A 25,092-nucleotide genomic window follows, 5' to 3' on the forward strand; every position below is an offset into this window, starting at 1 on the left:
CTGGATACACTGGCGCAGCTGAAGACTATTCGCCTTTGCGCCCATTATCAACCTGACTGATCAGTTCCCATCAGCCGGATCCGTAGGCTGCGAACGAATTGCGCGCTAAGCTGCTGGCTCACTTTCTGTGCGGCGGAGCCGAGCATGTCCGAGTTGATTCTGCATCATTACCCGACCTCTCCATTCGCCGAAAAGGCCCGGCTGCTGTTGGGTTTCAAGGGCCTGTCCTGGCGCTCGGTGCACATCTCGCCGGTGATGCCGAAACCGGACCTGACCGCCCTGACAGGTGGCTACCGCAAGACTCCGGTGCTGCAGATCGGCGCCGACATCTATTGCGACACCGCGCTGATCGCCCGCCGCCTCGAGCAGGAGAAGGCTCAGCCTTCGTTCTTCCCGGAAGGTCAGGAAATGATTGCCGCCAGTTTTGCCGCCTGGGCCGATTCGGTGGTGTTCCAGCACGCGGTGAGCCTGGTGTTCCAGCCGGAATCGGTGGCAGTGCGTTTCGGCAAATTGCCGCCGGAAGCGATCAAGGCGTTCCTTGTCGATCGGGCCGGACTGTTCAGTGGTGGCAGCGCAACCAAGCTTTCAGCGGAGCAGGCCAAGCACAATTGGCCGACACTCATGGCGCGTCTGGAGCAACAGTTGCAGCGCGAAGACGGTGACTTCCTGTTCGGCGAGCCGTCGATTGCCGACTTCGCCATGGCCCATCCGCTGTGGTTCCTCAAGGCCACGCACGTGACGGCACCGTTGGTGGATGCTTACCCGGCAGTGTCGGCGTGGCTGGGGCGTGTGCTCGGCTTCGGCCATGGCGCGGCCAGCGAGATGAGCTCGGAGGAGGCACTGGAGATCGCGCGCAGCTCGACGCCGGCGGCGTTGCCGGACGAAGAGTTCACTGATCCGAACGGGTTCTTGGCAGGTCAGCAGGTGCTGGTCGCAGCGACAGACTACGGTGTAGATCCGGTGGCCGGTGAGCTGGTGTTTGCCGGTCGCGAGGAGCTAATCCTGCGCCGTGAAGACGAGCGAGGCGGGTTGGTGCATGTGCACTTCCCGCGTTTCGGTTTCCGGATCGAGAAACGCTGAAACAACTGAGGGAGCCGATTGGCTCCCTCGTTCATTTCAGTGCAGCGAGAATCTCGTCCGGATCAAATCCGCGAATCAACGTGCCATTGACGTCGATCAGCGGGATCCCGCGCCCGCCCAGCGCTTCGTACACCTTGCGTGCCTCGGCATCCTTCTCGATATCGAATTCCTTGAACGGAATGCCTTTCTGATCGAGAAAGCGCTTGGTCTGCTTGCAGTAGCCGCACCAGTCCGTGGCGTACAGCACGACATGGGCGTTGGCGCGGACTTGCTCGGACGCCATCTGCGACGGGTTGAAGACCCGCTCGATCTTGCCCCAGTTCTGATAGACCACGACCACCAGCAGAACCAGCAGAACCTTTTTCAGCACATTGCCGAGCATCAGTTGCGACGCTTCAACTGATCGGTGAGCGAGGTCGGCAGGCCTTTGATGACCAGCGTCCCGGCCTCTTCGTCGTATTCGATCTTCGAGCCCAGCAGGTGGGCTTCGAAGCTGATCGACAGGCCTTCGGCGCGACCGGTGAAGCGGCGGAACTGGTTGAGCGTGCGTTTATCCGCCGGAATCTCCGGCGACAGGCCGTAATCCTTGTTGCGGATGTGATCGTAGAAGGCTTTCGGGCGCTCTTCGTCGATCAGCTCCGAGAGTTCTTCCAGGCCCATGGGTTCGCCAAGCTTGGCCTGGCTGCTGGCGTAGTCGACCAGGGTCTTGGTCTTCTCGCGGGCGGAATCTTCCGGCAGGTCTTCGCTCTCGACGAAGTCGCTGAAGGCCTTGAGCAGGGTGCGGGTTTCGCCCGGGCCATCGACGCCTTCCTGGCAGCCGATGAAGTCGCGGAAGTACTCCGAAACCTTCTTGCCGTTCTTGCCCTTGATGAACGAGATGTACTGCTTGGACTGCTTGTTGTTCTGCCACTCTGAAACGTTGATCCGCGCCGCCAGGTGCAGTTGACCGAGGTCGAGGTGGCGCGACGGGGTCACGTCCAGTTGATCGGTCACCGCCACGCCTTCGCTGTGGTGCAGCAGGGCGATGGCCAGGTAATCGGTCATGCCTTGCTGATAGTGGGCGAACAACACATGGCCGCCGACCGACAGGTTCGACTCTTCCATCAGCTTTTGCAGGTGTTCGACCGCGACTTTGCTGAACGCGGTGAAGTCCTTGCCGCCTTCCATGTACTCCTTCAGCCAGCCGCTGAACGGGAACGCACCGGACTCCGGATGGAACAGGCCCCAGGCTTTGCCCTGTTTGGCGTTATAGCTCTCGTTGAGATCGGCGAGCATGTTCTCGATGGCTGCGGACTCAGCCAGTTCGGAGTCACGGGCGTGCAGGACTGCGGGTGTGCCGTCGGGTTTTTTGTCGATCAAATGGACGATGCAATGACGGATCGGCATAGGCTTCTCGGCTGGTGGAAGGGAGGAGGGCGGGCTCCCCCGAAAAAGCGCTCAGTGTACCGCAACCACTGGATTTGGCGCGGGGTGAAGGGCAAATCCGGGTCACCCGACGACCCTTATGCATTTATTTACCGATTTAGCGCAATAAACCTGACCATTTGGCTAGCTAGAGGCGGATATTTCCTTGTCTCTGTGCTAGTTTTGCCCGGTCTTGTGCGAAGTCACCGCGACAAGCATGCATTCAGCTTTTGTCAGGTCGAACCAAACCTTGATTTCGGCATCTATAACCCCGACTCGTCGTGGTTATCGCCGAGGGTGCCAGATCCAGAAGATCGGGCTCGATGGCTGACACTGCACTCTGCAATCCATATGAATTTGATAGGGAAGGAACACTACATGGCTCTTACTAAAGACCAACTGATCGCCGACATCGCTGAAGCTATCGACGCGCCGAAAACCACCGCGCGTAACGCTCTGGACCAACTGGGCCAAATCGTTGCCGATCAGCTGGAAAACGGCGGCGAAATCACCTTGCCAGGTATCGGCAAGCTGAAAGTGACCGAGCGTCCTGCCCGCACTGGCCGTAACCCATCGACTGGCGCTGCCATCGAAATCCCTGCCAAGAAAGTGATCAAGCTGGTTGTGGCCAAAGGCCTGACCGACGCTGTGAACAAGTAAGACGCAGCGATAAAAAAACCGTGCACCGGAGCGATCCGGGCACGGTTTTTTTGTGCCTGCCGATTGTGTTTCAGCAGTGGCGGCGGCTGCTTTGCGCTCAAGCGCCGCCCCGGTTGAAACGTCTTACTTGCGAACCCAGCGTTCGCGCCGCCAGATCTGCTGTTCGGACTTGGTCTGGAAGGTCCAGGCGACGAAGCGACTCTGTTTCTGCCCCTGGGACATTTCCACCACCTGGCTTTCCAGCGCGCCGGCCTTTTTCAGTGCGGTTTCGATGGCAGGCAGGTTCGAAGCTTTCGAGACCAGGGTGCTGAACCACAACACCTTGTGCGCAAAATTCGCACTTTCGGCGATCAGTTGCGTCACGAAACGCGCTTCGCCGCCCTCACACCACAGCTCGGCCGACTGACCGCCGAAGTTCAGCACCGGCAGTTTGCGTTTCGGATCGGCCTTGCCCAGGGCTCGCCATTTACGCTCGCTGCCCTTGGTGGCTTCTTCCATCGATGCGTGGAACGGCGGGTTGCACATGGTCAGGTCAAAGCGCTCGCCGGGCTCCAGCAGGCCGATCAGGATGTGCTTGCGGTTCTCCTGCTGGCGCAACTGGATGACCTTGTTCAGGTCGTTGGACTGGACGATGGCCCTGGCAGCAGCCACGGCGGTCGGATCGATCTCCGAGCCGAGAAAGTGCCAGCGATATTCGCTGTTACCGATCAGCGGGTACACGCAATTGGCGCCCATGCCGATATCCAGCACGTTGACGATGGCACCGCGCGGAACCACGCCGTCGTTGTTGCTGGCCAGCAGGTCAGCCAGGAAGTGGATGTAGTCGGCGCGGCCCGGCACCGGCGGGCACAGATAATCGGCCGGGATGTCCCAATGCTGGATGCCGTAGAACGATTTGAGCAACGCCCGGTTGAACACACGCACTGCATCGGGACTGGCGAAGTCGATGCTTTCCTTGCCGTACGGGTTGGTGATCACGAACTTCGCCAGTTCCGGCGTGGTCTTGATCAGCGCCGGGAAGTCGTAACGACCCTGATGGCGATTGCGCGGGTGCAGGCTGGCCTCTTTACGCGGCGCCACGGGCTTGGCCGGGGTGGCGGAGTCAGGCTTCTTGCGCGCAGGTTTTGGTGTACGTGGGGCGTTCATGGGCGTGGTCGATTCGGGTAGGGCTGAAAGTGGCGGCTATTGTCCCACAGGGAGCCGTGTTGTTGGCCGGAAAAGTGCCGGGCACAAAAAAGGGAGGCCATTGCGGGCCTCCCTTTTTCAGTGCGATTTGCCGTTACAGGCTGGCAATCCGCGCGTGCTGCTCGGCCAGCTTGGCCAGAGCCTGCTCGGCTTCGGCCAGTTTGGCGCGTTCCTTCTCGATGACTTCGGCCGGGGCCTTGTCAACGAAACCGGCATTGGACAGCTTGCCGCCAACCCGCTGGACTTCGCCCTGCAGACGCAGGATTTCCTTGTCCAGACGCGCCAGCTCGGCGTTCTTGTCGATCAGACCGGCCATCGGCACCAGCACTTCCATCTCGCCAACCAGCGCGGTGGCGGACAGCGGCGCTTCTTCGCCGGCGGCCAGTACGGTGATCGATTCCAGACGCGCCAGCTTCTTCAGCAGCGCTTCGTTCTCGGTCAGGCGGCGCTGGTCTTCAGCGGTGACGTTTTTCAGGTAGATCGGCAGCGGTTTGCCCGGGCCGATGTTCATTTCGCCACGGATGTTACGCGTGCCGAGCATCAGGCCCTTGAGCCATTCGATGTCGTCTTCGGCCGCCGGATCGATGCGCTCTTCGTTGGCCACCGGCCACGCTTGCAGCATGATCGTCTTGCCCTGAATGCCGGCCAGCGGCGCAATGCGCTGCCAGATTTCTTCAGTGATGAACGGCATGAACGGATGCGCCAGACGCAGCGCCACTTCCAGTACGCGAACCAGCGTGCGGCGAGTGCCGCGCTGACGCTCGACCGGCGCGTTTTCGTCCCACAGCACTGGCTTGGACAGTTCCAGGTACCAGTCGCAGTACTGGTTCCAGATGAACTCGTACAGCGCTTGCGCCGCCAGGTCGAAACGGAACTGATCCAGTTGACGGGTCACTTCGGCTTCGGTGCGTTGCAGTTGCGAGATGATCCAGCGGTCCGCCAGCGACAGCTCGTAGGCTTCGCCGTTCTGGCCGCAGTCTTCGCCCTTGTCCAGAACATAACGCGCGGCGTTCCAGATCTTGTTGCAGAAGTTGCGATAGCCTTCGACGCGGCCCATGTCGAACTTGATGTCGCGGCCGGTGGACGCCAGCGAGCAGAAGGTGAAGCGCAGGGCGTCGGTGCCGTAGCTGGCGATGCCGTCGGCGAACTCGTCGCGGGTCTGCTTCTCGATCTTCTTCGCCAGTTTCGGCTGCATCAGACCGGAAGTGCGTTTCTGCACCAGGGTTTCGAGCTCGATACCGTCGATGATGTCCAGCGGGTCCAGGACGTTGCCCTTGGACTTGGACATCTTCTGGCCTTGGCCATCACGCACCAGACCATGCACATAAACGGTCTTGAACGGAACCTGCGGCGTGCCATCCTCGTTCTTGATCAGGTGCATCGTCAGCATGATCATCCGGGCAACCCAGAAGAAAATGATGTCGAAACCGGTGACCAGCACGTCGGTGGAGTGGAATTTCTTCAGGAACTCGGTCTTTTCCGGCCAGCCCAGCGTGGAGAACGTCCACAGGCCCGAACTGAACCAGGTGTCGAGAACGTCGTTGTCCTGTTGCAGCGCAACGTCCGGACCGAGGTTGTGCTTGGCGCGCACTTCGGCTTCGTCGCGACCGACGTAGACCTTCCCTGACTCGTCGTACCAGGCCGGAATCCGGTGGCCCCACCACAGCTGACGGCTGATGCACCAGTCCTGGATGTCGCGCATCCACGAGAAGTACATGTTTTCGTACTGCTTCGGCACGAACTGGATACGGCCGTCTTCAACGGCAGCAATCGCAGGCTCGGCCAGCGGCTTGGTGGAAACGTACCACTGGTCGGTCAGCCACGGCTCGATGACGGTGCCGGAGCGGTCGCCTTTCGGTACTTTCAGGTTGTGGTCGTCGACGCTCACCAGCAGGCCGGCGGCGTCGAATGCGGCAACGATCTGCTTGCGCGCTTCGAAACGCTCGAGACCGGCGTATTCGGCCGGAATCTTGCCGTCGATGCTGTCGTTCAGCGTGCCGTCGAGGTTGAACACTTGCGCTGCCGGCAGCACGTTGGCGTTCTTGTCGAAGATGTTCAGCAGCGGCAGGTTGTGGCGCTTGCCGACTTCGTAGTCGTTGAAATCGTGGGCCGGGGTGATTTTCACGCAGCCGGTGCCGAATTCAGGATCGCAGTAATCGTCGGCGATGATCGGGATGCGGCGGCCGACCAGCGGCAGCTCGACAAATTTGCCGATCAGGGCTTTGTAGCGCTCGTCGTTCGGGTTCACCGCGACGGCGGAGTCGCCGAGCATGGTTTCCGGACGGGTGGTCGCGACGATCAGGAAATCGTTGCCTTCAGCGGTTTTCGCGCCGTCGGCCAGCGGGTATTTCAGGTTCCACAGGAAACCTTTCTCGTCGTGGTTTTCCACTTCGAGGTCGGAAATCGCCGTGTGCAGTTTGGTATCCCAGTTGACCAGGCGCTTGCCGCGATAGATCAGGCCGTCTTCGTGCAGGCGCACGAAGGCTTCTTTAACGGCTTCCGAGAGGCCGTCGTCCATGGTGAAGCGCTCGCGGCTCCAGTCCACGGACGAGCCGAGACGGCGGATCTGACGGCTGATGTTGCCGCCGGACTGATCCTTCCACTCCCAGACTTTCTCGAGGAATTTTTCCCGGCCCAGATCGTGGCGGTTCTGGCCCTGGGCTTCGAGTTGACGCTCCACCAGCATCTGCGTGGCGATACCGGCGTGGTCGGTGCCCGGCTGCCACAGGGTGTTGCGACCCTGCATGCGACGGAAACGGATCAGGGCGTCCATGATCGCGTTGTTGAAACCGTGACCCATGTGCAGGCTGCCGGTGACGTTCGGCGGCGGGATCATGATGGTGTAGGAGTCGCCCGCGCCTTGCGGGGCGAAGTAGTTCTCGGACTCCCAGGTGTTGTACCAGGAAGTTTCAATGGCGTGCGGCTGGTAGGTCTTATCCATGCGCGGCGGGACCCTATTGGCATTTATTCAGGAAAAGCCGGGAAGTATAGCGGGGCATGGGGCGCAGGGCGAGCGGGGCGGGCCGGGTGGAGACTTAAATGTGGGAGCAGGCTTACCAGCGATGCAGGCGCCGCGGTTTTTCAGGAAAACCGCAGTGATGCTATCGCTGGCGGGTCAGCTCCCACAGGAGATTGGGGATTATTCGTATTGGCTGAGAAGCCGTTCCATCCGCGCCTCGAGGCGACGTTTGATTTCCGTTTCGATGTGCGGAGCGAAGTCGTCGATCACGTCCTGCATGATCAGTTGCGCCGCGGCGCGCAGTTCGCTGTCCAGGTGCAGCAGGGCGTCAGGGCCTTTATCCACAGGCGCAGCGGCAGGCTGCGGGGCTGGCGTCGGCGCGGGTGCAGCTTCGACGGCTTGCGGTGCGTTGTCGACCGAATCGAACAACATCGGAATCTGTTCCTGTTCGCCATCATCGACCGTGTCGGTCAGCAGTGGCGGTTGCAGGTTGTCATCCCCGAGCAGCTGGCGGATCGACTCGAGGTCATCCAGCAGGTGCGCGGGTTTTTGCAGCGGTTTTGGAGTGTCCATCGGCGTACTCAGAGTCGCTGTAAACGGTGGTCTTGCAGAGGATAGCCCTGTTCGCGGTAGAAACGGAAACTCTCCCGCGCCGCAGTGCGAATCGCCGGATCTTCCACCACAACCTCCGCCACCCGGGCGAATTGGTTGGCGAAAACCGGGACTTTCAGATCGAGGTTGACCAGCAAGTCCGCGTGCTGGCCACAGTCCTCGCCCAGTCCCAACACGATCAGTCCTTCCGGTTCGCTTTCAGCCGGGCCGTGAGGCACGAAGGTTTCGCCCTTGAAAGCCCACAGTCGCGCATCGAGATCATCACGCTGGGCGGCATCGCTGCAATGCAGGTAGATGCGATGGCCCATGCGCCAGGCTTTATCGGTGAGCTTGCAGGCAAAGTCCAGGCGAGCCGAAGGATCGGCGCTGGGCAGGATGTAAAAGTCGACTTTGGTCATTGCGGTTCCTGAGCTGCAAGCAGCGCCCCTCAAGAGAGGCGCCGCTCGCAGTCATCGGTTTCAGGCTTTGGCGCGGTCCAGCAGGTACTGGGTCAGCAGCGGAACCGGACGGCCAGTGGCGCCCTTGTCCTTGCCGCCGCTAGTCCAGGCGGTGCCTGCGATGTCCAGGTGCGCCCAGTTCAGGTTTTTGGTGAAGCGCGACAGGAAGCAGGCAGCGGTGATGGTGCCGGCCTTAGGACCGCCGATGTTGGCGATGTCGGCGAACGGACTGTCCAGCTGCTCCTGGTATTCATCGAACAGCGGCAGTTGCCAGGCGCGGTCGTCGGCAGCCTTGCCGGCGCTCAGCAGTTGCTCGATCAGCTCGTCGTTGTTGCCCAGCAGGCCCGACGTGTGGGCGCCCAGCGCAACGACGCAGGCACCGGTCAGGGTGGCGATGTCGATTACCGCTTGCGGCTTGAAGCGCTCGGAGTAGGTCAGGGCATCGCACAGCACCAGACGGCCTTCGGCGTCGGTGTTGAGGATTTCCACGGTCTGGCCGCTCATGGTGGTGACGATGTCGCCCGGACGCGAAGCGTTGCCGCTCGGCATGTTCTCGGCGCAAGCCAGGATGCACACCAGGTTGATCGGCAGTTTCAGTTCCAGCACGGCGCGCAGAGTACCGAACACGCTGGCGGCGCCACCCATGTCGTACTTCATTTCGTCCATGCCGGCGCCCGGTTTCAGGCTGATGCCGCCGGTGTCGAAAGTGATGCCTTTACCAACCAGTGCGTACGGCTTCTCGGATTTCTTGCCGCCGTTGTATTGCATGACGATCAGGCGCGGCGGCTGGGCGCTGCCCTGGCCGACGGCGTAGAACGAACCCATGCCCAGCGACTTGATCTTCTTCTCGTCGAGGACTTCGACTTTCAGATCCTTGAACTCTTTGCCGAGGTTCTTGGCTTGCTCGCCGAGGAAAGTCGGGTGGCAGATGTTCGGCGGCAGGTTGCCCAGGTTACGGGTGAACGCCATGCCGTTGGCGATCGCGGTGGCGTGGTTCACGGCGCGCTGCACTTCGGCCTGAGCGGCCTTGATGGTCAGCAGGGTGATCTTCTTCAGGGCCCGCGGTTCGGCTTTCTGGCTCTTGAACTGGTCGAAGGTGTATTCGCCGTCGACCAGGGTTTCGGCCAGCAGGCGGGTCTTGCCGTAGCTGTCGCGGTTCTTGACGATGATTTCATCGAGTGCCAGGACGGCATCGCTGCCGGCCAGGCCTTTAAGGGTGTTGAGGATGCCGGCGACGATCTTGCGGAACGGACGGTCGCCCAGTTCTTCATCCTTGCCCACGCCGACCAGCAGCACGCGTTCGGCTTTCAGGTTCGGCAGGCTGTGCAGCAACAGGCTCTGGCCGACCTTGCCGGCCAGATCGCCACGCTTGAGCACGGCGCTGATGGCGCCACCGCTCAGTTCGTCGACCTGCCTGGCGGCAACACCGAGTTTGCGGCCTTCGCCGACGGCAACCACCAGGGTGGCGGTTTTCAACGTTTCTGGGCTAACGCTTTTTACAACCAGTTCCATGTCCGGATCCCTGAATGAATGGTCAACACGCAGGCGTTCGACGGTGCCCGCCGTCGCCTGCTTATAGAGAGAAGAGGCGCAGGCCAGTGCCTGCGACAGAGGCGGCAGTTTGAACCTCGCTCACCGCGCCTGACAACCCTCGGTAGTACGATCTTCAACGGATTGCACGCTTGCGTGAGTGTGCGCAGTGACAGGCGCCCTCAATCACAGGATAATGCCGCATCTTTTTTCGACGGCTCTGCCTTGCGGGCCCGTCGATACGTTTGCTTGTTTGGCCGCCTTAGCCTGACAACCCTGGAGTGTCTGGTTTGATCGTCTTCCGTTATCTGTCCCGCGAAGTCCTGTTGACCCTGAGTGCGGTAAGCGCCGTGCTGCTGGTCATCATCATGAGCGGTCGCTTCATCAAATACCTTGCCCAGGCCGCCGCAGGCCAGCTCGATCCGGGATCGCTGTTCCTGATCATGGGCTTCCGTCTGCCGGGCTTCCTGCAACTGATTCTGCCGCTGGGCCTGTTTCTCGGGATCCTGCTGGCGTACGGCCGGTTGTACCTGGAAAGCGAGATGACCGTGCTCTCGGCCACCGGCATGAGCCAGCAGCGTCTGCTTCGCATGACTCTGTTTCCGGCCACCCTGGTGGCGCTGGTGGTTGCATGGCTGAGCCTGAGCCTGGCCCCGCAAGGCGCCAACCAGTTCCAGCTGCTGCTGAACAAGCAGGACGCCCTGACCGAGTTCGACACCCTCGAGCCCGGCCGCTTCCAGGCCCTGCGCGACGGTACGCGGGTGACCTACACCGAAACCCTGAGCGATGATCGGGTTAATCTTGGCAGCGTGTTCATCTCGCAGAAGAACCTCGGCGCCAACCAGAAAGATCGCGGGATTTCCGTGCTGGTGGCGGAAAAGGGGCGTCAGGAAGTGCGTCCCGACGGCAACCGCTACCTGATCCTCGACAACGGCTACCGCTACGACGGCAGCCCGGGTCAGGCCAACTATCGCGCCATCCACTACGAAACCTACGGCGTGCTGCTGCCCAAGCCGGATGTCAGCGAGGAAGTCACCGACCGTGACGCCATGCCGACCTCGTCTCTGCTGGGCAGCGATGACATCCGCTCGAAAACCGAACTGCAATGGCGCCTGTCGCTGCCGTTGCTGGTGTTCATCGTGACCCTGATGGCGGTGCCGCTGTCGCGGGTCAATCCGCGTCAGGGGCGTTTCCTCAAGCTGCTGCCGGCGATTCTTCTTTATATGGCTTACCTGACCATCCTGATTGCCGCCCGCGGCGCCCTCGAGAAAGGCAAGATTCCACCGGCGCTCGGCTTGTGGTGGGTCCACGCGATCTTCCTGGTCATCGGCCTCGGCCTGCTGTACTGGGAACCTCTGCGCCTGAAACTGGCGAGCCGTCGCAGCGCAGCGCTGGAGGTGGCCCGTGGTTAAACTCGACCGCTACATCGGCAGCAGCGTGTTCATGGCGATCATCGCAGTGCTGGCGATCATTCTCGGCCTGGCAACCTTGTTTGCGTTCATCGACGAGATGGGCGACGTCAGTGACACCTACACCTTGGTCGACGTTCTGAGCTTCGTGCTCCTGACCGCGCCGCGTCGGCTCTACGACATGCTGCCGATGGCGGCGCTGATCGGTTGCCTGATCGGCCTCGGCAGTCTGGCGAGCAGCAGCGAACTGACCGTGATGCGCGCAGCCGGTGTGTCCATCGGGCGCATCGTCTGGGCGGTGATGAAGCCGATGCTGGTGCTGATGCTGGCCGGCGTGCTGATCGGCGAGTACGTGGCTCCGGCCACCGAAAGCATGGCCCAGGCCAACCGTTCGCTGGCGCAAGGCAGCGGCGACGCGCAAAGCGCCAAGCACGGCATGTGGCACCGTCAAGGCGAGGAGTTCATTCACATCAACTCCGTACAGCCCAACGGTCGCCTGTACGGCGTGACTCGTTATCACTTCGACAAAGAGCGTCACCTGCTGAGCTCGAGCTTCGCCAAACGCGCCGAGTTCGACACCGATCACTGGCAGCTGACCGACGTGACCACCACCAAATTCCACGAGCGCAGCACTGAAGTGGTCAACACGCCGGTCGAGCGCTGGGATGTCTCGCTGAGCCCGCAATTGCTGAGCACTGTAGTGATGGCGCCGGAATCGCTGTCGATCACCGGTCTGTGGGGTTACATCCACTATCTGGCTGATCAGGGTCTGAGCAACGGTCGTTACTGGCTGGCATTTTGGGTCAAGGTGTTGCAGCCGTTGGTGACCGCCGCGCTGGTGCTGATGGCGATTTCCTTCATCTTCGGTCCGTTGCGTTCGGTGACTCTCGGTCAGCGGGTTTTCACCGGTGTGCTGGTGGGCTTCACCTTCCGAATCGTTCAGGATCTGCTGGGTCCATCCAGTCTGGTCTTCGGCTTCTCGCCGCTGTTCGCGGTGCTGGTGCCGGCTGGCGTGTGTGCGCTGGCGGGTGTCTGGCTGTTGCGTCGAGCCGGTTGATGAACAAGGTTTCACCCACTCTTTAGCCTTGAAAACGCCTCGGTCATCAGATCGGGGCGTTTTTGCATGCAATCAGGGTGACAGGCGAACGTGACGCTTGCGCCGTGTATCAGGTACAATTCCCGGCTATTTTTCGGCGGGCCAAGCCTGCAGCCTTTTTGAGTGTTGATCCGTGAGTGATTTGAGTCATATCCGCAATTTCTCCATCATCGCCCACATTGACCATGGCAAGTCGACGCTGGCTGACCGTTTCATCCAGATGTGCGGTGGCCTGGCCGAGCGTGAAATGGAAGCCCAGGTACTGGATTCCATGGATCTGGAGCGCGAACGCGGGATCACCATCAAGGCCCACAGCGTTACCCTCTATTACAAGGCCAAAGACGGCGTCACCTACCAGCTGAACTTCATTGACACCCCGGGCCACGTCGACTTCACCTACGAAGTCAGCCGTTCCCTGGCCGCGTGTGAAGGTGCGCTGCTGGTGGTCGATGCGGGGCAGGGCGTTGAAGCCCAGTCCGTGGCCAACTGCTACACCGCTATCGAGCAGGGCCTCGAGGTCATGCCGGTCCTGAACAAGATCGACCTGCCACAGGCCGAGCCTGATCGCGTCAAGGACGAGATCGAGAAGATCATCGGCATCGACGCCACCGACGCCGTCACCTGCAGCGCCAAGACCGGCCTGGGTGTCGACGAAGTGCTCGAGCGTCTGGTCGCGACCATTCCTGCGCCGACCGGCAACATCGAAGATCCGCTGCAAGCGTTGATCATCGACTCCTGGTTCGACAACTACCTGGGCGTTGTTTCCCTGGTGCGCGTGCGTCATGGCCGTGTGAAGAAGGGCGACAAGATCCTAGTCAAGTCCACCGGCAAGGTGCACCTGGTCGACAGCGTCGGCGTGTTCAACCCGAAACACACCGCCACCGCTGACCTGAAGGCCGGCGAAGTGGGCTTCATCATCGCCAGCATCAAGGACATTCACGGTGCGCCGGTCGGTGACACCCTGACCTTGAGCTCCACCCCGGACGTTCCGGTGCTGCCAGGTTTCAAACGCATCCAGCCGCAGGTTTACGCCGGTCTGTTCCCGGTCAGCTCCGACGACTTCGAAGACTTCCGCGAAGCGCTGCAGAAGCTGACCCTGAACGACTCGTCGCTGCAATACACCCCGGAAAGCTCCGACGCACTGGGCTTCGGCTTCCGTTGCGGCTTCCTCGGCATGCTGCACATGGAGATCATCCAGGAGCGCCTGGAGCGCGAATACGACCTGGACCTGATCACCACGGCGCCGACGGTAATCTTCGAACTGGTGCTGAAAACCGGTGAAACGATTTACGTCGACAACCCGTCGAAGCTGCCGGACGTCTCGTCGATCGAAGACATGCGCGAGCCGATCGTGCGCGCCAACATCCTGGTACCGCAGGAACACTTGGGCAACGTCATCACCCTGTGCATCGAGAAACGCGGTGTGCAGGTCGACATGCTGTTCCTCGGCAATCAGGTGCAAGTGACCTACGACTTGCCGATGAACGAAGTGGTCCTGGACTTCTTCGATCGTCTGAAATCCACCAGCCGCGGCTATGCTTCGCTGGACTACCATTTCGATCGTTACCAATCGGCTAATCTGGTGAAACTGGACGTGCTGATCAACGGCGACAAGGTCGACGCTCTGGCGCTGATCGTGCACCGTGACAACTCGCACTTCAAAGGTCGCCAGTTGACCGAGAAGATGAAAGAGCTGATTCCTCGTCAGATGTTCGACGTGGCCATCCAGGCTGCCATTGGCGGTCAGATCGTCGCCCGGACAACCGTCAAGGCACTCAGAAAGAACGTATTGGCCAAGTGCTACGGCGGCGACGTCAGCCGTAAGAAAAAACTGCTTGAGAAGCAGAAGGCCGGTAAGAAACGCATGAAACAGGTCGGCAACGTGGAAATCCCGCAAGAAGCCTTCCTCGCCGTGCTCAGGTTGGAATAGTCAGGTCCTATGTCACTAAATTTCCCGCTGTTGCTGGTCATTGCCGTGTTCGTCTGCGGTCTGTTGGCGTTGCTCGATCTGTTGATCCTGGCACCGCGTCGGCGTGCCGCCATCGCCTCCTATCAGGGCAGCGTCAGCCAGCCTGATGTGGTGGTGGTCGAGAAGCTGAACAAGGAACCGCTGCTGGTCGAGTACGGCAAGTCGTTCTTCCCGGTGCTGTTCATCGTGCTGGTGCTGCGTTCGTTCCTGGTGGAACCGTTCCAGATTCCGTCCGGCTCGATGAAACCGACCCTGGACGTCGGCGACTTCATTCTGGTGAACAAGTTTTCCTACGGGATCCGTTTGCCGGTGATCGACAAGAAGATCATCGAAGTCGGTGACCCGCAGCGCGGCGATGTGATGGTGTTCCGCTACCCGAGCGACCCGAACGTCAACTACATCAAGCGTGTGGTCGGCCTGCCGGGCGACACCGTGCGGTACACCGCCGACAAGCGCCTGTTCGTCAACGGCGAGTCGATTGCCGAACAACTGGTCGGCTCCGAGCCGGGCACCCTGGGCAGCGCGGAACTCTACAAGGAAAAACTCGGCGTCGCCGAGCACCTGATCCGCAAGGAAATGAGCCGCTACCGCGCCACGCCGGACCATACCTGGACCGTGCCGGCCGGGCACTACTTCATGATGGGCGACAACCGCGACAACTCGAACGACAGTCGCTACTGGGATGATCCGAACATTCCCAAGGATCTGCTGGGCATGGTTCCCGACCAGAACATCGTCGGCAAGGCCTTCGCGGTCTGGATGAGCTGGCCGGAACCGAAACTCAGCCACCTGCCGAACTTCTCGCGGGTCGGCCTGATCAAGTAAACAAACACGGCGCTGTTGACCACAGCGCCGAATGCATTTCTGGCGTCGGCACAACCGGCTCCGGGGCATGAAGCCACGATATTCAGGACGTCATTTTTGAACACAGCGTTAATTGTCCCAGGCCTGCGCCGTATCCCGGCGATGGCAGTGGAATCCAGCCACGAACTCAGCGTGGGTAAACCGTGAGCGTTTCTCTAAGCCGTCTCGAGCGTCAGCTCGGTTACACCTTCAAGGATCAGGAACTGATGGTCCTGGCCCTTACGCACCGCAGCTTTGCCGGACGCAATAACGAGCGTCTGGAATTCCTCGGCGATGCGATCCTCAACTTTGTTGCCGGCGAAGCCTTGTTCGACCGTTTCCCGCTGGCTCGCGAAGGCCAGTTGTCGCGTTTGCGCGCACGGCTGGTAAAAGGTGAGACGCTGGCGGTGCTGGCCCGCGGTTTCGATCTGGGCGATTACCTGCGTCTGGGGTCCGGCGAATTGAAGAGCGGCGGTTTCCGTCGCGAGTCGATTCTGGCCGACGCCCTTGAAGCGCTGATCGGTGCGATCTACCTCGACGCCGGCATGGAAGTCGCCCGCGAACGTGTACTGGCCTGGCTGGCCGGCGAGTTCGAAGGTCTGACGCTGGTCGATACCAACAAGGATCCGAAGACCCGCCTGCAGGAATTCCTGCAATCGCGCGGCTGCGAACTGCCGCGCTACGAAGTGGTGGATATCCAGGGCGAGCCGCACTGCCGTACCTTCTTCGTCGAGTGCGAAGTTGTCCTATTGAATGAAAAAAGCCGGGGTCAGGGTGTGAGCCGTCGTATTGCCGAACAGGTAGCGGCCGCCGCAGCACTGATTGCCCTGGGTGTGGAGAATGGCAATGACTGATACAAACGCAACGCGCTGTGGCTATGTTGCCATCGTCGGCCGTCCCAACGTGGGCAAGTCCACGCTGCTGAACCACATCCTTGGCCAGAAGCTGGCGATCACCTCGCGCAAGCCGCAGACCACTCGCCACAACATGCTCGGGATCAAGACCGAGGGCGACGTGCAGGCGATCTACGTCGACACCCCCGGCATGCACAAGGGTGGCGAAAAAGCCCTGAACCGTTACATGAACAAGACCGCTTCGGCGGCGTTGAAAGACGTCGACGTGGTGATCTTCGTGGTCGACCGCACCAAGTGGACCGAAGAAGACCAGATGGTGCTGGAGCGCGTGCAGTACGTGACCGGCCCGCTGATCGTCGCGCTGAACAAGACCGACCGCATCGAAGACAAGGCCGAGCTGATGCCGCATCTGTCGTGGTTGCAGGAACAGCTGCCGAACGCGCAGATCATTCCGATCTCGGCGCAACACGGGCACAACCTCGATGCGCTGGAAAAGGTCATCGCCGATCATCTGCCGGAGAACGATCACTTCTTCCCGGAAGACCAGATCACTGACCGCAGCAGCCGCTTCCTCGCCGCCGAACTGGTGCGCGAGAAGATCATGCGCCAGCTCGGCGCCGAGCTGCCGTACCAGATCACTGTGGAAATCGAAGAGTTCAAGCAGCAGGGTGCGACGCTGCACATCCATGCGCTGATCCTCGTCGAGCGTGACGGCCAGAAGAAAATCATCATTGGCGACAAGGGCGAGCGCATCAAGCGCATCGGCACCGAGGCGCGCAAGGACATGGAGCTGCTGTTCGACTCCAAGATCATGCTCAATCTGTGGGTCAAGGTGAAGGGCGGCTGGTCCGACGACGAGCGTGCGCTGCGTTCGCTGGGTTACGGCGACCTGTAACACCGGTTTTCTGCTACACCAGAGAACCCCCTGTGGGAGCGGGCTTGCCCGCGAATGCGCCGTATCAGTCGACATATACTTTGACTGATTCACCGCTTTCGCGAGCAAGCCCGCTCCCACAGTAGTTTTGGGGTGTGTGTAAAACTGCGTTTCGTCATCGAGAACTCAATGTCGCAAAGCCCGCCTCCCGCCCAACCCGCCTACGTCCTCCACTCCCGCGCCTACCGCGAAACCAGCGCATTGGTGGACTTCCTCACGCCGCAAGGTCGGCTGCGGGCGGTGTTGCGCAGTGCGCGGGGCAAGGCCGGGACATTGGCGCGGCCATTCGTGCCGCTGGAAGTGGAGTTTCGCGGCAAGGGTGAGTTGAAGAACGTCGGGCGCATGGAGAGTGTCGGCAACGCAACGTGGATGGTCGGCGAGGCGCTGTTCAGCGGCCTGTATCTCAATGAACTGTTGATTCGCCTGCTGCCCGCCGAAGATCCGCACCCGGCGGTGTTCGATCATTACGCCGCGACCTTGCTGGCATTGGCCGAAGGCCGGCCGCTGGAACCGTTGCTGCGTTCTTTCGAATGGCGGCTGCTCGACGACCTTGGTTATGGCTTTTCCCTGAATACCGACATCAACGACGAGCCTGTCGCTGCGGACGGTCTCTATCGCTTGCAGGTGGATGCCGGACTCGAACGGGTCTACCTGCTGCAACCCGGTCTGTTCAACGGCACCGAACTGCTGGCCATGGCCGAAGCCGACTGGTCGGCCCCAGGCGCGTTGTCCGCCGCCAAGCGCTTGATGCGACAAGCGCTGGCCGTGCATCTGGGCGGTCGTCCCTTGGTCAGTCGCGAGCTGTTTCGCAAGCCCTAAGGGTCTGTTGACGTCTGGGCACGGCGCGACGGGCGCTCACTGCGCCCAAGGCTGCGTTGCTCGGAACTCATTTGGGGAAACCAAACTTCGTTCCTCGCGCCTTGCCCTGTGCTCAGTGAGCATCCCGTCGCCGCCGCGCCCAGACGTCAACAGACCCTTCACCGTGTATGCTGTGCGCCGAATCTTTCCATTCAGGAGCGCATCCGTGACCACCAGCAATCGCATTCTTCTTGGCGTGAACATCGACCACGTCGCCACCCTGCGTCAGGCCCGTGGCACGCGCTATCCGGATCCGGTCAAGGCTGCGCTGGACGCGGAAGAGGCGGGCGCCGATGGCATCACCGTGCATCTGCGCGAAGATCGCCGGCACATTCAGGAGCGCGACGTGCTGCTGCTCAAGGACGTGCTGCAAACCCGCATGAACTTCGAAATGGGCGTCACCGAAGAAATGATGGCGTTCGCCGAACGCATTCGCCCGGCGCACATCTGCCTGGTGCCGGAAACCCGTCAGGAATTGACCACCGAAGGCGGTCTGGATGTGGCGGGGCAGGAAGAGCGGATCAGGGCGGCTGTCGAGCGTCTGTCGAAGATCGGCAGCGAGGTATCGCTGTTCATTGACGCCGACGAGCGGCAGATCGCTGCGTCGAAGCGCGTCGGTGCCCCGGCTATCGAGCTGCACACCGGGCGTTACGCCGATGCCGAAACGCCCACCGAAGTGGCTGAAGAGCTCAAGCGTGTGGCGGACGGCGTGGCCTTCGGTCTGGCCCAGGGCCTGATCGTCAATGCCGGCCATGGCCTGCACTATCACAACGTCGAGGCGGTTGCCGCAATCAAGGGCATCAACGAGCTGAACATCGGTCACGCACTGGTGGCGCACGCGTTGTTCGTCGGCTTCAAGTCGGCGGTGTCGGAGATGAAGGCGTTGATTCTGGCGGCTGCCAAACACTAAGTTTCAACATCCTGTGGGAGCAAACTTGCTCCCACATTTGTATTGGGGATGGGTTAAAGCGGGGCGGGCTCTTGAGCCGGTTTCGATTTATCGATCCCCGGCACATGCAGGTTGCCCTCGGCCACTTGATCGCCTTCAAGCTGCGGCTGGGTCACCCACGTCAGGATGTCGTAGTAGCGACGGATGTTCGCCACGAAATGCACCGGTTCGCCGCCCCGGGCGTAGCCGTAGCGGGTCTTGCTGTACCACTGCTTCTGCGACAGGCGCGGCAGGATCTTTTTCACATCCAGCCACTTGTCCGGGTTCAACCCTTCCTTGGCCGCCAGTTTGCGCGCGTCATCCAGATGACCGCTGCCGACGTTGTAGGCCGCCAGAGCAAACCAGGTGCGATCCGGTTCCTGGATCGACTCGTCGAGCTGATCCTTCATGTAGGCCAGGTACTTGGCGCCGCCCATGATGCTCTGCTTCGGATCGAGGCGGTTGGACACGCCCATGGCCTGAGCGGTGTTCTGGGTCAGCATCATCAGCCCGCGCACGCCGGTCTTCGAGGTGACCGCCGGTTGCCACAGTGATTCCTGATAACCGATCGCCGCCAGCAGGCGCCAGTCGACTTTCTCTTTCTTGGCGTAGGCCTTGAAGTGCTGTTCGTATTTGGGCAGCCGCTGCTGCAGATGCTGGGCGAAGGTGGTGGCACCCATGTAGCCGAGGACGTCGACGTGGCCGTAATAGCGGTCTTTCAGACGTTGCAGGGTGCCGTTCTTCTGCACCTTGTCCAGATAACTGTTGATCTCGTTGAGCAGGCTGTTGTCTTCGCCGGCGGCCACGGCCCAGCTCTGGCTGCGCGCGTCGCCGAGGTCGAAGGCCACGCGGATGTTGGTGAAATACACCTGGTTCATCGCCACTTCGTTGGAATCGACCAGGGTCAGGTCGATCTGACCTTCATCGACCATGCGCAGCAGGTCGACCACTTCAACGGCGTCGGATTCTTCGTACTGGATGCCAGGATATTTCTGTTTCAGCTCCGCCAGTTGTTCGGCATGGGTGCTGCCCTTGAGCACCATGATCTTCTTGCCCACCAGATCGCCGGCGTCGGTAGGACGAGATTGGCCGTTGCGATAGATGATCTGCGGGGTGACTTCGAGGTAGGAGCGGGAGAAACGCACCTGTTTCTTGCGCTGTTCGCTGCTGACCAGGCCGGCGGCGGCCAGTACCGGGCCGTTCGGCTTGCCGACCTGGTTGAACAGGTCGTCGAGGTTGTCGGCGGTTTCAATCTTCAGCTCGACCCCCAAATCGTCGGCGAAGCGCTTCACCAGCTCGTATTCGAAGCCGGTTTCACCGCTGCGATCCTGAAAGTAGGTGGCGGGGCTGTTTCGGGTGACCACCCGCAGCACGCCATCCTCCTTTACGCGCTCGAGTGTGTTGGGTTTATCAACACAGCCACTGAGCATCAGGAAGAGTCCGGTAGCGATCAGCCATTTGGCGTACCGCGGACGCAAAGCCGTTGGGGAAAACATGTGCGCAGTATACGCAAAGGACAACGGGCGCCATATCTCGACAGTTGCGGGGTTGTCTGCTAGGGATCACAAAACCGCTCGAAACCCCGCAGGAATGGGCCCGAAAGGCATTTTGTGACAGAAAAAATAACCCGCGTTCCAACACCCCATAAATTTGACCCTCAAGGCAGGAACACCACTCGACATCCGGGTGCAACCGTGCGTAGCGTTTCGGGTGATGTTGAGGGCGGTTTAGGCTAGAATGCACGGCCTCAAAGCACACCCCTTCCCGAGGCTGTCCCGAAGATGTTGATCCTGCGCGGCGCTCCTGCCCTTTCTGCCTTTCGCCACAGCAAACTCCTTGAGCAACTGAGCCAGAAGGTTCCGGCTGTCAGTGGCTTGTATGCTGAATTCGCTCACTTCGCCGAAGTCACCGGCGTCCTGACCGGCGACGAACAGCAGGTGCTTGCGCGCCTTCTGAAGTACGGTCCAAGCGTTCCGGTTCAAGAGCCGACCGGTCGTCTGTTCCTGGTGTTGCCGCGTTTCGGCACCATCTCGCCATGGTCGAGCAAGGCCAGCGACATCGCCCGCAACTGCGGCCTGAGCAAGATCCAGCGCCTGGAGCGCGGCATCGCGTTCTACGTGGCCGGTCAGTTCAGCGAAACCGAAGCGCAGCAGATTGCAGACGTACTGCATGACCGCATGACTCAGATCGTTCTGGCCAACCTCGAGCAGGCTGCCGGTCTGTTCAGCCACGCCGAACCGAAGCCGCTGACTGCCATCGACATCCTCGGCGGCGGTCGCGCCGCGCTGGAAAAAGCCAACGTCGAACTGGGCCTGGCTCTGGCCGAAGACGAGATCGATTATCTGGTCAACGCCTTCAACGGTCTCAAGCGCAACCCCCACGACATCGAACTGATGATGTTCGCCCAGGCCAACTCCGAGCACTGCCGCCACAAGATCTTCAACGCCAGTTGGGATATTGACGGCGAGAGCCAGGAAAAAAGCCTGTTCGGCATGATCAAGAACACCTATCAGATGCACAGCGAAGGCGTGCTGTCCGCTTACAAGGACAACGCTTCGGTGATCGTCGGCAACGTCGCCGGCCGCTTCTTCCCGGATCCGGAAACCCGCCAGTACGGCGCGGTGCAGGAGCCGGTGCACATCCTGATGAAGGTTGAAACCCACAACCACCCGACCGCGATCGCTCCGTTCCCGGGCGCGTCCACCGGTTCCGGTGGCGAGATCCGCGACGAAGGTGCAACCGGTCGTGGCGCCAAGCCGAAGGCCGGCCTGACCGGTTTCACCGTGTCGAACCTGCAGATCCCGGGCTTCGAACAGCCGTGGGAAGTGCCGTACGGCAAGCCCGAGCGCATCGTCAACGCGCTGGACATCATGATCGAAGGCCCGCTGGGCGGCGCCGCGTTCAACAACGAATTCGGTCGTCCGGCCCTGACCGGCTACTTCCGTACCTTCGAACAATCGATCACCACCCCGCACGGTGCCGAAGTTCGCGGTTACCACAAGCCGATCATGCTGGCTGGTGGCATGGGCAACATCCGTGAAGAGCACGTCAAGAAAGGCGAGATCGTTGTCGGCTCCAAGCTGATCGTCCTCGGCGGCCCGGCGATGCTGATCGGTCTGGGTGGCGGCGCTGCTTCCTCCATGGCCACCGGCACCAGCTCGGCGGATCTGGACTTCGCTTCGGTTCAGCGTGAAAACCCTGAAATGGAACGTCGCTGCCAGGAAGTCATCGACCGTTGCTGGCAGCTGGGTGACAAGAACCCGATCAGCTTCATCCACGACGTGGGTGCGGGCGGTCTGTCCAATGCCTTCCCGGAACTGGTCAACGACGGCGACCGTGGTGGCCGTTTCGAACTGCGCAACATTCCAAACGACGAGCCGGGCATGGCCCCGCACGAAATCTGGTCCAACGAATCCCAGGAACGTTACGTTCTGGCGGTCGGCCCGGCCGACTTCGAGCGTTTCAAGGCGATCTGCGAACGTGAGCGCTGCCCGTTCGCCGTTGTCGGTGAAGCCACCGCCGAGCCGCAACTGACCGTGACCGACAGCCACTTCGGCAACAACCCGGTGGACATGCCACTGGAAGTGTTGCTGGGCAAGGCGCCGCGCATGCACCGTTCGGTGGTTCGCGAAGCCGAGCTGGGCGATGACTTCGATCCGTCGAACCTCGACATCGGCGAAAGCATCGAGCGTGTTCTGCACCACCCGGCCGTGGCGAGCAAAAGCTTCCTGATCACCATCGGCGACCGCACCATCACCGGCCTCGTGGCCCGTGACCAGATGGTCGGCCCATGGCAGGTTCCGGTGGCCGACGTTGCCGTCACCGCCACCAGCTTCGACGTCTACACCGGTGAAGCGATGGCGATGGGCGAGCGCACTCCGCTGGCGCTGCTGGACGCTCCGGCGTCGGGCCGCATGGCCATCGGCGAAACCATCACCAACATTGCCGCTTCGCGCATCAACAAGCTCTCCGACATCAAACTGTCGGCGAACTGGATGTCCGCTGCCGGCCACCCGGGCGAAGACGCGCGTCTGTACGACACCGTGAAAGCGGTCGGCATGGAACTGTGCCCTGAGCTGGGCATCACCATTCCGGTCGGCAAGGACTCGATGTCCATGGCCACCCGCTGGAACGACAACGGCGAAGACAAGACCGTCACCTCGCCGATGTCCCTGATCGTGACCGGTTTCGCGCCAGTGGCTGACATCCGTCAGACCCTGACTCCGGAACTGCGCATGGACAAGGGCACCACCGACCTGATCCTGATCGACCTCGGTCGCGGCCAGAACCGTATGGGCGCTTCGATCCTCGCGCAGGTTCACGGCAAGCTCGGCAAGCAGGCGCCGGACGTCGACGACGCCGAAGACCTGAAAGCCTTCTTCGCAGTGATCCAGGGCCTCAACGCCGACGGCCACCTGCTGGCCTACCACGACCGTTCCGACGGCGGTCTGCTGACCTCCGTGGTGGAAATGGCCTTCGCCGGCCACTGCGGTCTGAGCCTGAACCTGGACAGCGTTGCCGAAAGCTCCGCTGAAATCGCCGCCATCCTGTTCAACGAAGAACTGGGTGCCGTGATTCAGGTTCGCCAGGACGCCACCCCGGACATCCTCGCCCAATTCAGCGCTGCCGGTCTGGGCGACTGCGTTTCCGTGATCGGTCAGCCGATCAATAACGGCCAGATCAACATCACCTTCAACGGTGACACCGTGTTCGAAGGCCAGCGTCGTCTGCTGCAACGTCAGTGGGCCGAGACCAGCTACCAGATCCAGCGTCTGCGCGACAACGCCGACTGCGCCGAGCAAGAGTTCGATGCGCTGCTGGAAGAAGATAACCCGGGCCTGAGCGTCAAGCTGAGCTACGACGTCAACCAGGACATCGCCGCGCCTTACATCAAGAAAGGCATCCGCCCACAGGTTGCCGTACTGCGTGAGCAGGGCGTCAACGGTCAGGTGGAAATGGCGGCTGCGTTCGACCGCGCCGGTTTCAATGCGATCGACGTGCACATGAGCGACATTCTGGCCGGCCGTGTCGACCTGAACGAGTTCAAAGGTCTGGTGGCCTGCGGTGGTTTCTCCTACGGCGACGTTCTCGGCGCCGGTGAAGGCTGGGCCAAATCCGCGCTGTTCAACAGCCGTGCCCGCGATGCGTTCCAGGGCTTCTTCGAGCGTAACGACAGCTTCACCCTTGGCGTGTGCAACGGTTGCCAGATGATGTCCAACCTGCACGAGCTGATCCCGGGCAGCGAATTCTGGCCGCACTTTGTGCGCAACCGCTCCGAGCAGTTCGAAGCGCGCGTGGCGATGGTTCAGGTTCAGGAATCGAACTCGATCTTCCTGCAGGGCATGGCCGGTTCGCGCATGCCGATCGCCATCGCTCACGGTGAAGGCCATGCCGAATTCGAAAGCGAAGAGGCACTGCTCGAAGCCGATCTGTCGGGTTGCGTGGCGATGCGTTTCGTCGACAACCACGGCAAGGTCACCGAAGCCTACCCGGCCAACCCGAACGGCTCGCCGCGCGGGATCACCGGCCTCACCAGCCGTGATGGCCGTGTGACGATCATGATGCCGCACCCGGAGCGTGTGTTCCGTGCCGTGCAGAACTCGTGGCGTTCGGAAGACTGGAACGAAGACGCTCCTTGGATGCGTATGTTCCGTAATGCTCGTGTGTGGGTGAACTAAGCGCTGTGTACAAGCTCGCGTTTTTTGTTCCCGACAGTCATGTCGAGGTGGTCAAGGAGGCTGTATTCGCTGCCGGTGGTGGGCGGATCGGTGATTATGACCACTGTGCTTGGCAGGTGCTTGGATCTGGTCAGTTTCGGCCTTTGGACGGCAGTCAGCCGTTCATTGGTGAGGCGGGGCGGTTTGAGCGGGTCGAGGAGTGGAAGGTTGAGCTTGTTGTTGGCGATGAGTTGATTCGCGCGGTAGTGGCGGCTCTTAAGTTGAGCCATCCCTACGAGACGCCGGCTTATGAAGTGTGGCGGCTGGAGGATTTTTGATCTTCCTTGGCTACTGAAATGGAAAACCCGCTGAGAGTGATTTCAGCGGGTTTTTTGTTGTTTGGGGTTTGGGTTGGGTGAATATCCGTTTCTTTGGGTGCGGCGGCTTATGGTTCCGCCCTTACGGCGGGTCACTTTGGCAAACGCCCCAAAGTAACCAAAGGTCTGGGCCCCGGCGTTCGGCCCCTCGCTGGGGCTCGGGGTTCCTTCGCTCCGGGATTCATCCGGGGGCATCGCCTACGGTTTGCTTCGCTGCACCTCCTCTCGATGCATGCGGCTTCGCCGCACGGTCGCTGCGCTCCCACCCCCGGATAAATCCCTCCACTCAGCCTTCCGATG

Annotated in this window: 20 protein-coding genes; 12 read left to right on the forward strand and 8 right to left on the reverse strand. The window is 61.1% G+C overall.

The window, feature by feature from the left end; all coding sequences use genetic code 11:
* Nucleotides 1-144: 144 nt before the first annotated feature.
* A complete protein-coding gene (locus tag EIY71_RS24035; protein WP_129973003.1) occupies nucleotides 145-1,080 on the forward strand; it encodes a glutathione S-transferase family protein in 936 nt (311 codons plus the stop codon).
* A 31-nt stretch (nucleotides 1,081-1,111) separates the two neighbouring features.
* Here EIY71_RS24035 and EIY71_RS24040 read toward each other — a convergent pair whose 3' ends face one another.
* Nucleotides 1,112-1,462, reverse strand: a complete 351-nt coding sequence (locus EIY71_RS24040; protein ID WP_085747005.1) for a glutaredoxin family protein — start codon at nucleotides 1,460-1,462, stop codon at nucleotides 1,112-1,114.
* Nucleotides 1,462-2,466, reverse strand: a complete 1,005-nt coding sequence (yejK, locus tag EIY71_RS24045) for a nucleoid-associated protein YejK (protein ID WP_007957356.1) — start codon at nucleotides 2,464-2,466, stop codon at nucleotides 1,462-1,464. Before yejK ends, EIY71_RS24040 begins: the two co-directional genes overlap by 1 nt.
* 396 nt (nucleotides 2,467-2,862) lie before the next feature.
* On the opposite strand from yejK, the gene EIY71_RS24050 reads away from it, so the two are divergent.
* Nucleotides 2,863-3,144, forward strand: a complete 282-nt coding sequence (locus EIY71_RS24050) for an HU family DNA-binding protein (RefSeq protein WP_003221909.1) — start codon at nucleotides 2,863-2,865, stop codon at nucleotides 3,142-3,144.
* 123 nt (nucleotides 3,145-3,267) lie between these two features.
* Here EIY71_RS24050 and rlmF read toward each other — a convergent pair whose 3' ends face one another.
* The 5 genes from rlmF to EIY71_RS24075 all read right to left on the reverse strand — a co-directional run bounded on the left by rlmF (nucleotide 3,268) and on the right by EIY71_RS24075 (nucleotide 9,849).
* Nucleotides 3,268-4,290, reverse strand: a complete 1,023-nt coding sequence (gene rlmF / locus EIY71_RS24055) for a 23S rRNA (adenine(1618)-N(6))-methyltransferase RlmF (RefSeq protein ID WP_085747006.1) — start codon at nucleotides 4,288-4,290, stop codon at nucleotides 3,268-3,270.
* Nucleotides 4,291-4,423: 133 nt separating this feature from the next.
* On the reverse strand, nucleotides 4,424-7,270 hold the full coding sequence (locus EIY71_RS24060; protein WP_085688963.1) for a valine--tRNA ligase: 2,847 nt from the start codon (nucleotides 7,268-7,270) through the stop codon (nucleotides 4,424-4,426).
* A gap of 198 nt (nucleotides 7,271-7,468) precedes the next feature.
* Nucleotides 7,469-7,861, reverse strand: a complete 393-nt coding sequence (locus tag EIY71_RS24065; protein ID WP_134023430.1) for a DNA polymerase III subunit chi — start codon at nucleotides 7,859-7,861, stop codon at nucleotides 7,469-7,471.
* Nucleotides 7,862-7,869: 8 nt separating this feature from the next.
* Nucleotides 7,870-8,298, reverse strand: coding sequence for a DNA polymerase III subunit chi (locus tag EIY71_RS24070; protein ID WP_085747008.1), 429 nt, complete (start codon nucleotides 8,296-8,298; stop codon nucleotides 7,870-7,872).
* A 60-nt stretch (nucleotides 8,299-8,358) separates the two neighbouring features.
* Nucleotides 8,359-9,849: a leucyl aminopeptidase gene (locus EIY71_RS24075; protein ID WP_085747009.1), complete on the reverse strand. Its 1,491-nt coding sequence runs from the start codon at nucleotides 9,847-9,849 to the stop codon at nucleotides 8,359-8,361.
* A gap of 308 nt (nucleotides 9,850-10,157) precedes the next feature.
* Here EIY71_RS24075 and lptF point away from each other — a divergent pair, with 308 nt between their 5' ends.
* The 8 genes from lptF to pdxJ all read left to right on the forward strand — a co-directional run bounded on the left by lptF (nucleotide 10,158) and on the right by pdxJ (nucleotide 18,740).
* A complete protein-coding gene (gene lptF / locus EIY71_RS24080) occupies nucleotides 10,158-11,279 on the forward strand; it encodes an LPS export ABC transporter permease LptF (RefSeq protein WP_134023432.1) in 1,122 nt (373 codons plus the stop codon).
* Complete coding sequence (gene lptG / locus EIY71_RS24085; RefSeq protein WP_039769506.1) at nucleotides 11,272-12,333, forward strand: LPS export ABC transporter permease LptG; 1,062 nt, start codon at nucleotides 11,272-11,274, stop codon at nucleotides 12,331-12,333. The genes lptF and lptG overlap by 8 nt, the downstream gene beginning before the upstream one ends.
* Before the next feature lie 172 nt (nucleotides 12,334-12,505).
* Nucleotides 12,506-14,302 carry a translation elongation factor 4 gene (gene lepA / locus EIY71_RS24090; protein WP_039769508.1) on the forward strand — a complete coding sequence of 599 codons (1,797 nt, stop codon included), beginning with the start codon at nucleotides 12,506-12,508 and terminating at the stop codon, nucleotides 14,300-14,302.
* A 9-nt stretch (nucleotides 14,303-14,311) separates the two neighbouring features.
* Nucleotides 14,312-15,166, forward strand: a complete 855-nt coding sequence (lepB, locus tag EIY71_RS24095) for a signal peptidase I (protein WP_011332588.1) — start codon at nucleotides 14,312-14,314, stop codon at nucleotides 15,164-15,166.
* A 182-nt stretch (nucleotides 15,167-15,348) separates the two neighbouring features.
* Nucleotides 15,349-16,038, forward strand: a complete 690-nt coding sequence (gene rnc / locus EIY71_RS24100) for a ribonuclease III (RefSeq protein WP_011332589.1) — start codon at nucleotides 15,349-15,351, stop codon at nucleotides 16,036-16,038.
* Entirely contained in the window at nucleotides 16,031-16,933 is a 903-nt protein-coding gene (era, locus tag EIY71_RS24105) for a GTPase Era (protein ID WP_039769512.1), read from the forward strand. The genes rnc and era overlap by 8 nt, the downstream gene beginning before the upstream one ends.
* Before the next feature lie 168 nt (nucleotides 16,934-17,101).
* Nucleotides 17,102-17,791, forward strand: coding sequence for a DNA repair protein RecO (recO, locus tag EIY71_RS24115; RefSeq protein WP_085747010.1), 690 nt, complete (start codon nucleotides 17,102-17,104; stop codon nucleotides 17,789-17,791).
* A gap of 205 nt (nucleotides 17,792-17,996) precedes the next feature.
* Nucleotides 17,997-18,740, forward strand: a complete 744-nt coding sequence (pdxJ, locus tag EIY71_RS24120) for a pyridoxine 5'-phosphate synthase (RefSeq protein WP_064382428.1) — start codon at nucleotides 17,997-17,999, stop codon at nucleotides 18,738-18,740.
* Between the two features lie 53 nt (nucleotides 18,741-18,793).
* Here the strand turns inward: pdxJ and mltF are convergent, their stop codons facing one another.
* Complete coding sequence (gene mltF, locus EIY71_RS24125) at nucleotides 18,794-20,254, reverse strand: membrane-bound lytic murein transglycosylase MltF (protein WP_011332593.1); 1,461 nt, start codon at nucleotides 20,252-20,254, stop codon at nucleotides 18,794-18,796.
* A 285-nt stretch (nucleotides 20,255-20,539) separates the two neighbouring features.
* On the opposite strand from mltF, the gene purL reads away from it, so the two are divergent.
* Together purL and EIY71_RS24135 are read left to right on the forward strand one after the other, a co-directional pair.
* Complete coding sequence (purL, locus tag EIY71_RS24130) at nucleotides 20,540-24,436, forward strand: phosphoribosylformylglycinamidine synthase (RefSeq protein ID WP_134023434.1); 3,897 nt, start codon at nucleotides 20,540-20,542, stop codon at nucleotides 24,434-24,436.
* A gap of 5 nt (nucleotides 24,437-24,441) precedes the next feature.
* Nucleotides 24,442-24,753, forward strand: a complete 312-nt coding sequence (locus EIY71_RS24135; protein WP_085747012.1) for a YqfO family protein — start codon at nucleotides 24,442-24,444, stop codon at nucleotides 24,751-24,753.
* The last annotated feature ends 339 nt before the right edge of the window (nucleotides 24,754-25,092 follow it).

It is taken from the genome of Pseudomonas sp. CH235 (assembly GCF_004368175.1).
Classification (GTDB): Bacteria; Pseudomonadota; Gammaproteobacteria; order Pseudomonadales; family Pseudomonadaceae; genus Aquipseudomonas; species Aquipseudomonas paraglycinae.

Bases quoted from the DNA above. Each gene is read 5' to 3' on its own strand.
- era (WP_039769512.1), top strand. From the start codon at position 16,031: ATGACTGATACAAACGCAACGCGCTGTGGCTATGTTGCCATCGTCGGC.
- purL (WP_134023434.1), top strand. From the start codon at position 20,540: ATGTTGATCCTGCGCGGCGCTCCTGCCCTTTCTGCCTTTCGCCACAGC.
- mltF (WP_011332593.1), bottom strand. From the start codon at position 20,254: ATGTTTTCCCCAACGGCTTTGCGTCCGCGGTACGCCAAATGGCTGATC.
- recO (WP_085747010.1), top strand. From the start codon at position 17,102: ATGTCGCAAAGCCCGCCTCCCGCCCAACCCGCCTACGTCCTCCACTCC.
- EIY71_RS24060 (WP_085688963.1), bottom strand. From the start codon at position 7,270: ATGGATAAGACCTACCAGCCGCACGCCATTGAAACTTCCTGGTACAAC.
- yejK (WP_007957356.1), bottom strand. From the start codon at position 2,466: ATGCCGATCCGTCATTGCATCGTCCATTTGATCGACAAAAAACCCGAC.
- EIY71_RS24070 (WP_085747008.1), bottom strand. From the start codon at position 8,298: ATGACCAAAGTCGACTTTTACATCCTGCCCAGCGCCGATCCTTCGGCT.
- EIY71_RS24050 (WP_003221909.1), top strand. From the start codon at position 2,863: ATGGCTCTTACTAAAGACCAACTGATCGCCGACATCGCTGAAGCTATC.
- EIY71_RS24040 (WP_085747005.1), bottom strand. From the start codon at position 1,462: ATGCTCGGCAATGTGCTGAAAAAGGTTCTGCTGGTTCTGCTGGTGGTC.
- lepB (WP_011332588.1), top strand. From the start codon at position 14,312: ATGTCACTAAATTTCCCGCTGTTGCTGGTCATTGCCGTGTTCGTCTGC.
- EIY71_RS24065 (WP_134023430.1), bottom strand. From the start codon at position 7,861: ATGGACACTCCAAAACCGCTGCAAAAACCCGCGCACCTGCTGGATGAC.
- EIY71_RS24075 (WP_085747009.1), bottom strand. From the start codon at position 9,849: ATGGAACTGGTTGTAAAAAGCGTTAGCCCAGAAACGTTGAAAACCGCC.
- rlmF (WP_085747006.1), bottom strand. From the start codon at position 4,290: ATGAACGCCCCACGTACACCAAAACCTGCGCGCAAGAAGCCTGACTCC.
- EIY71_RS24035 (WP_129973003.1), top strand. From the start codon at position 145: ATGTCCGAGTTGATTCTGCATCATTACCCGACCTCTCCATTCGCCGAA.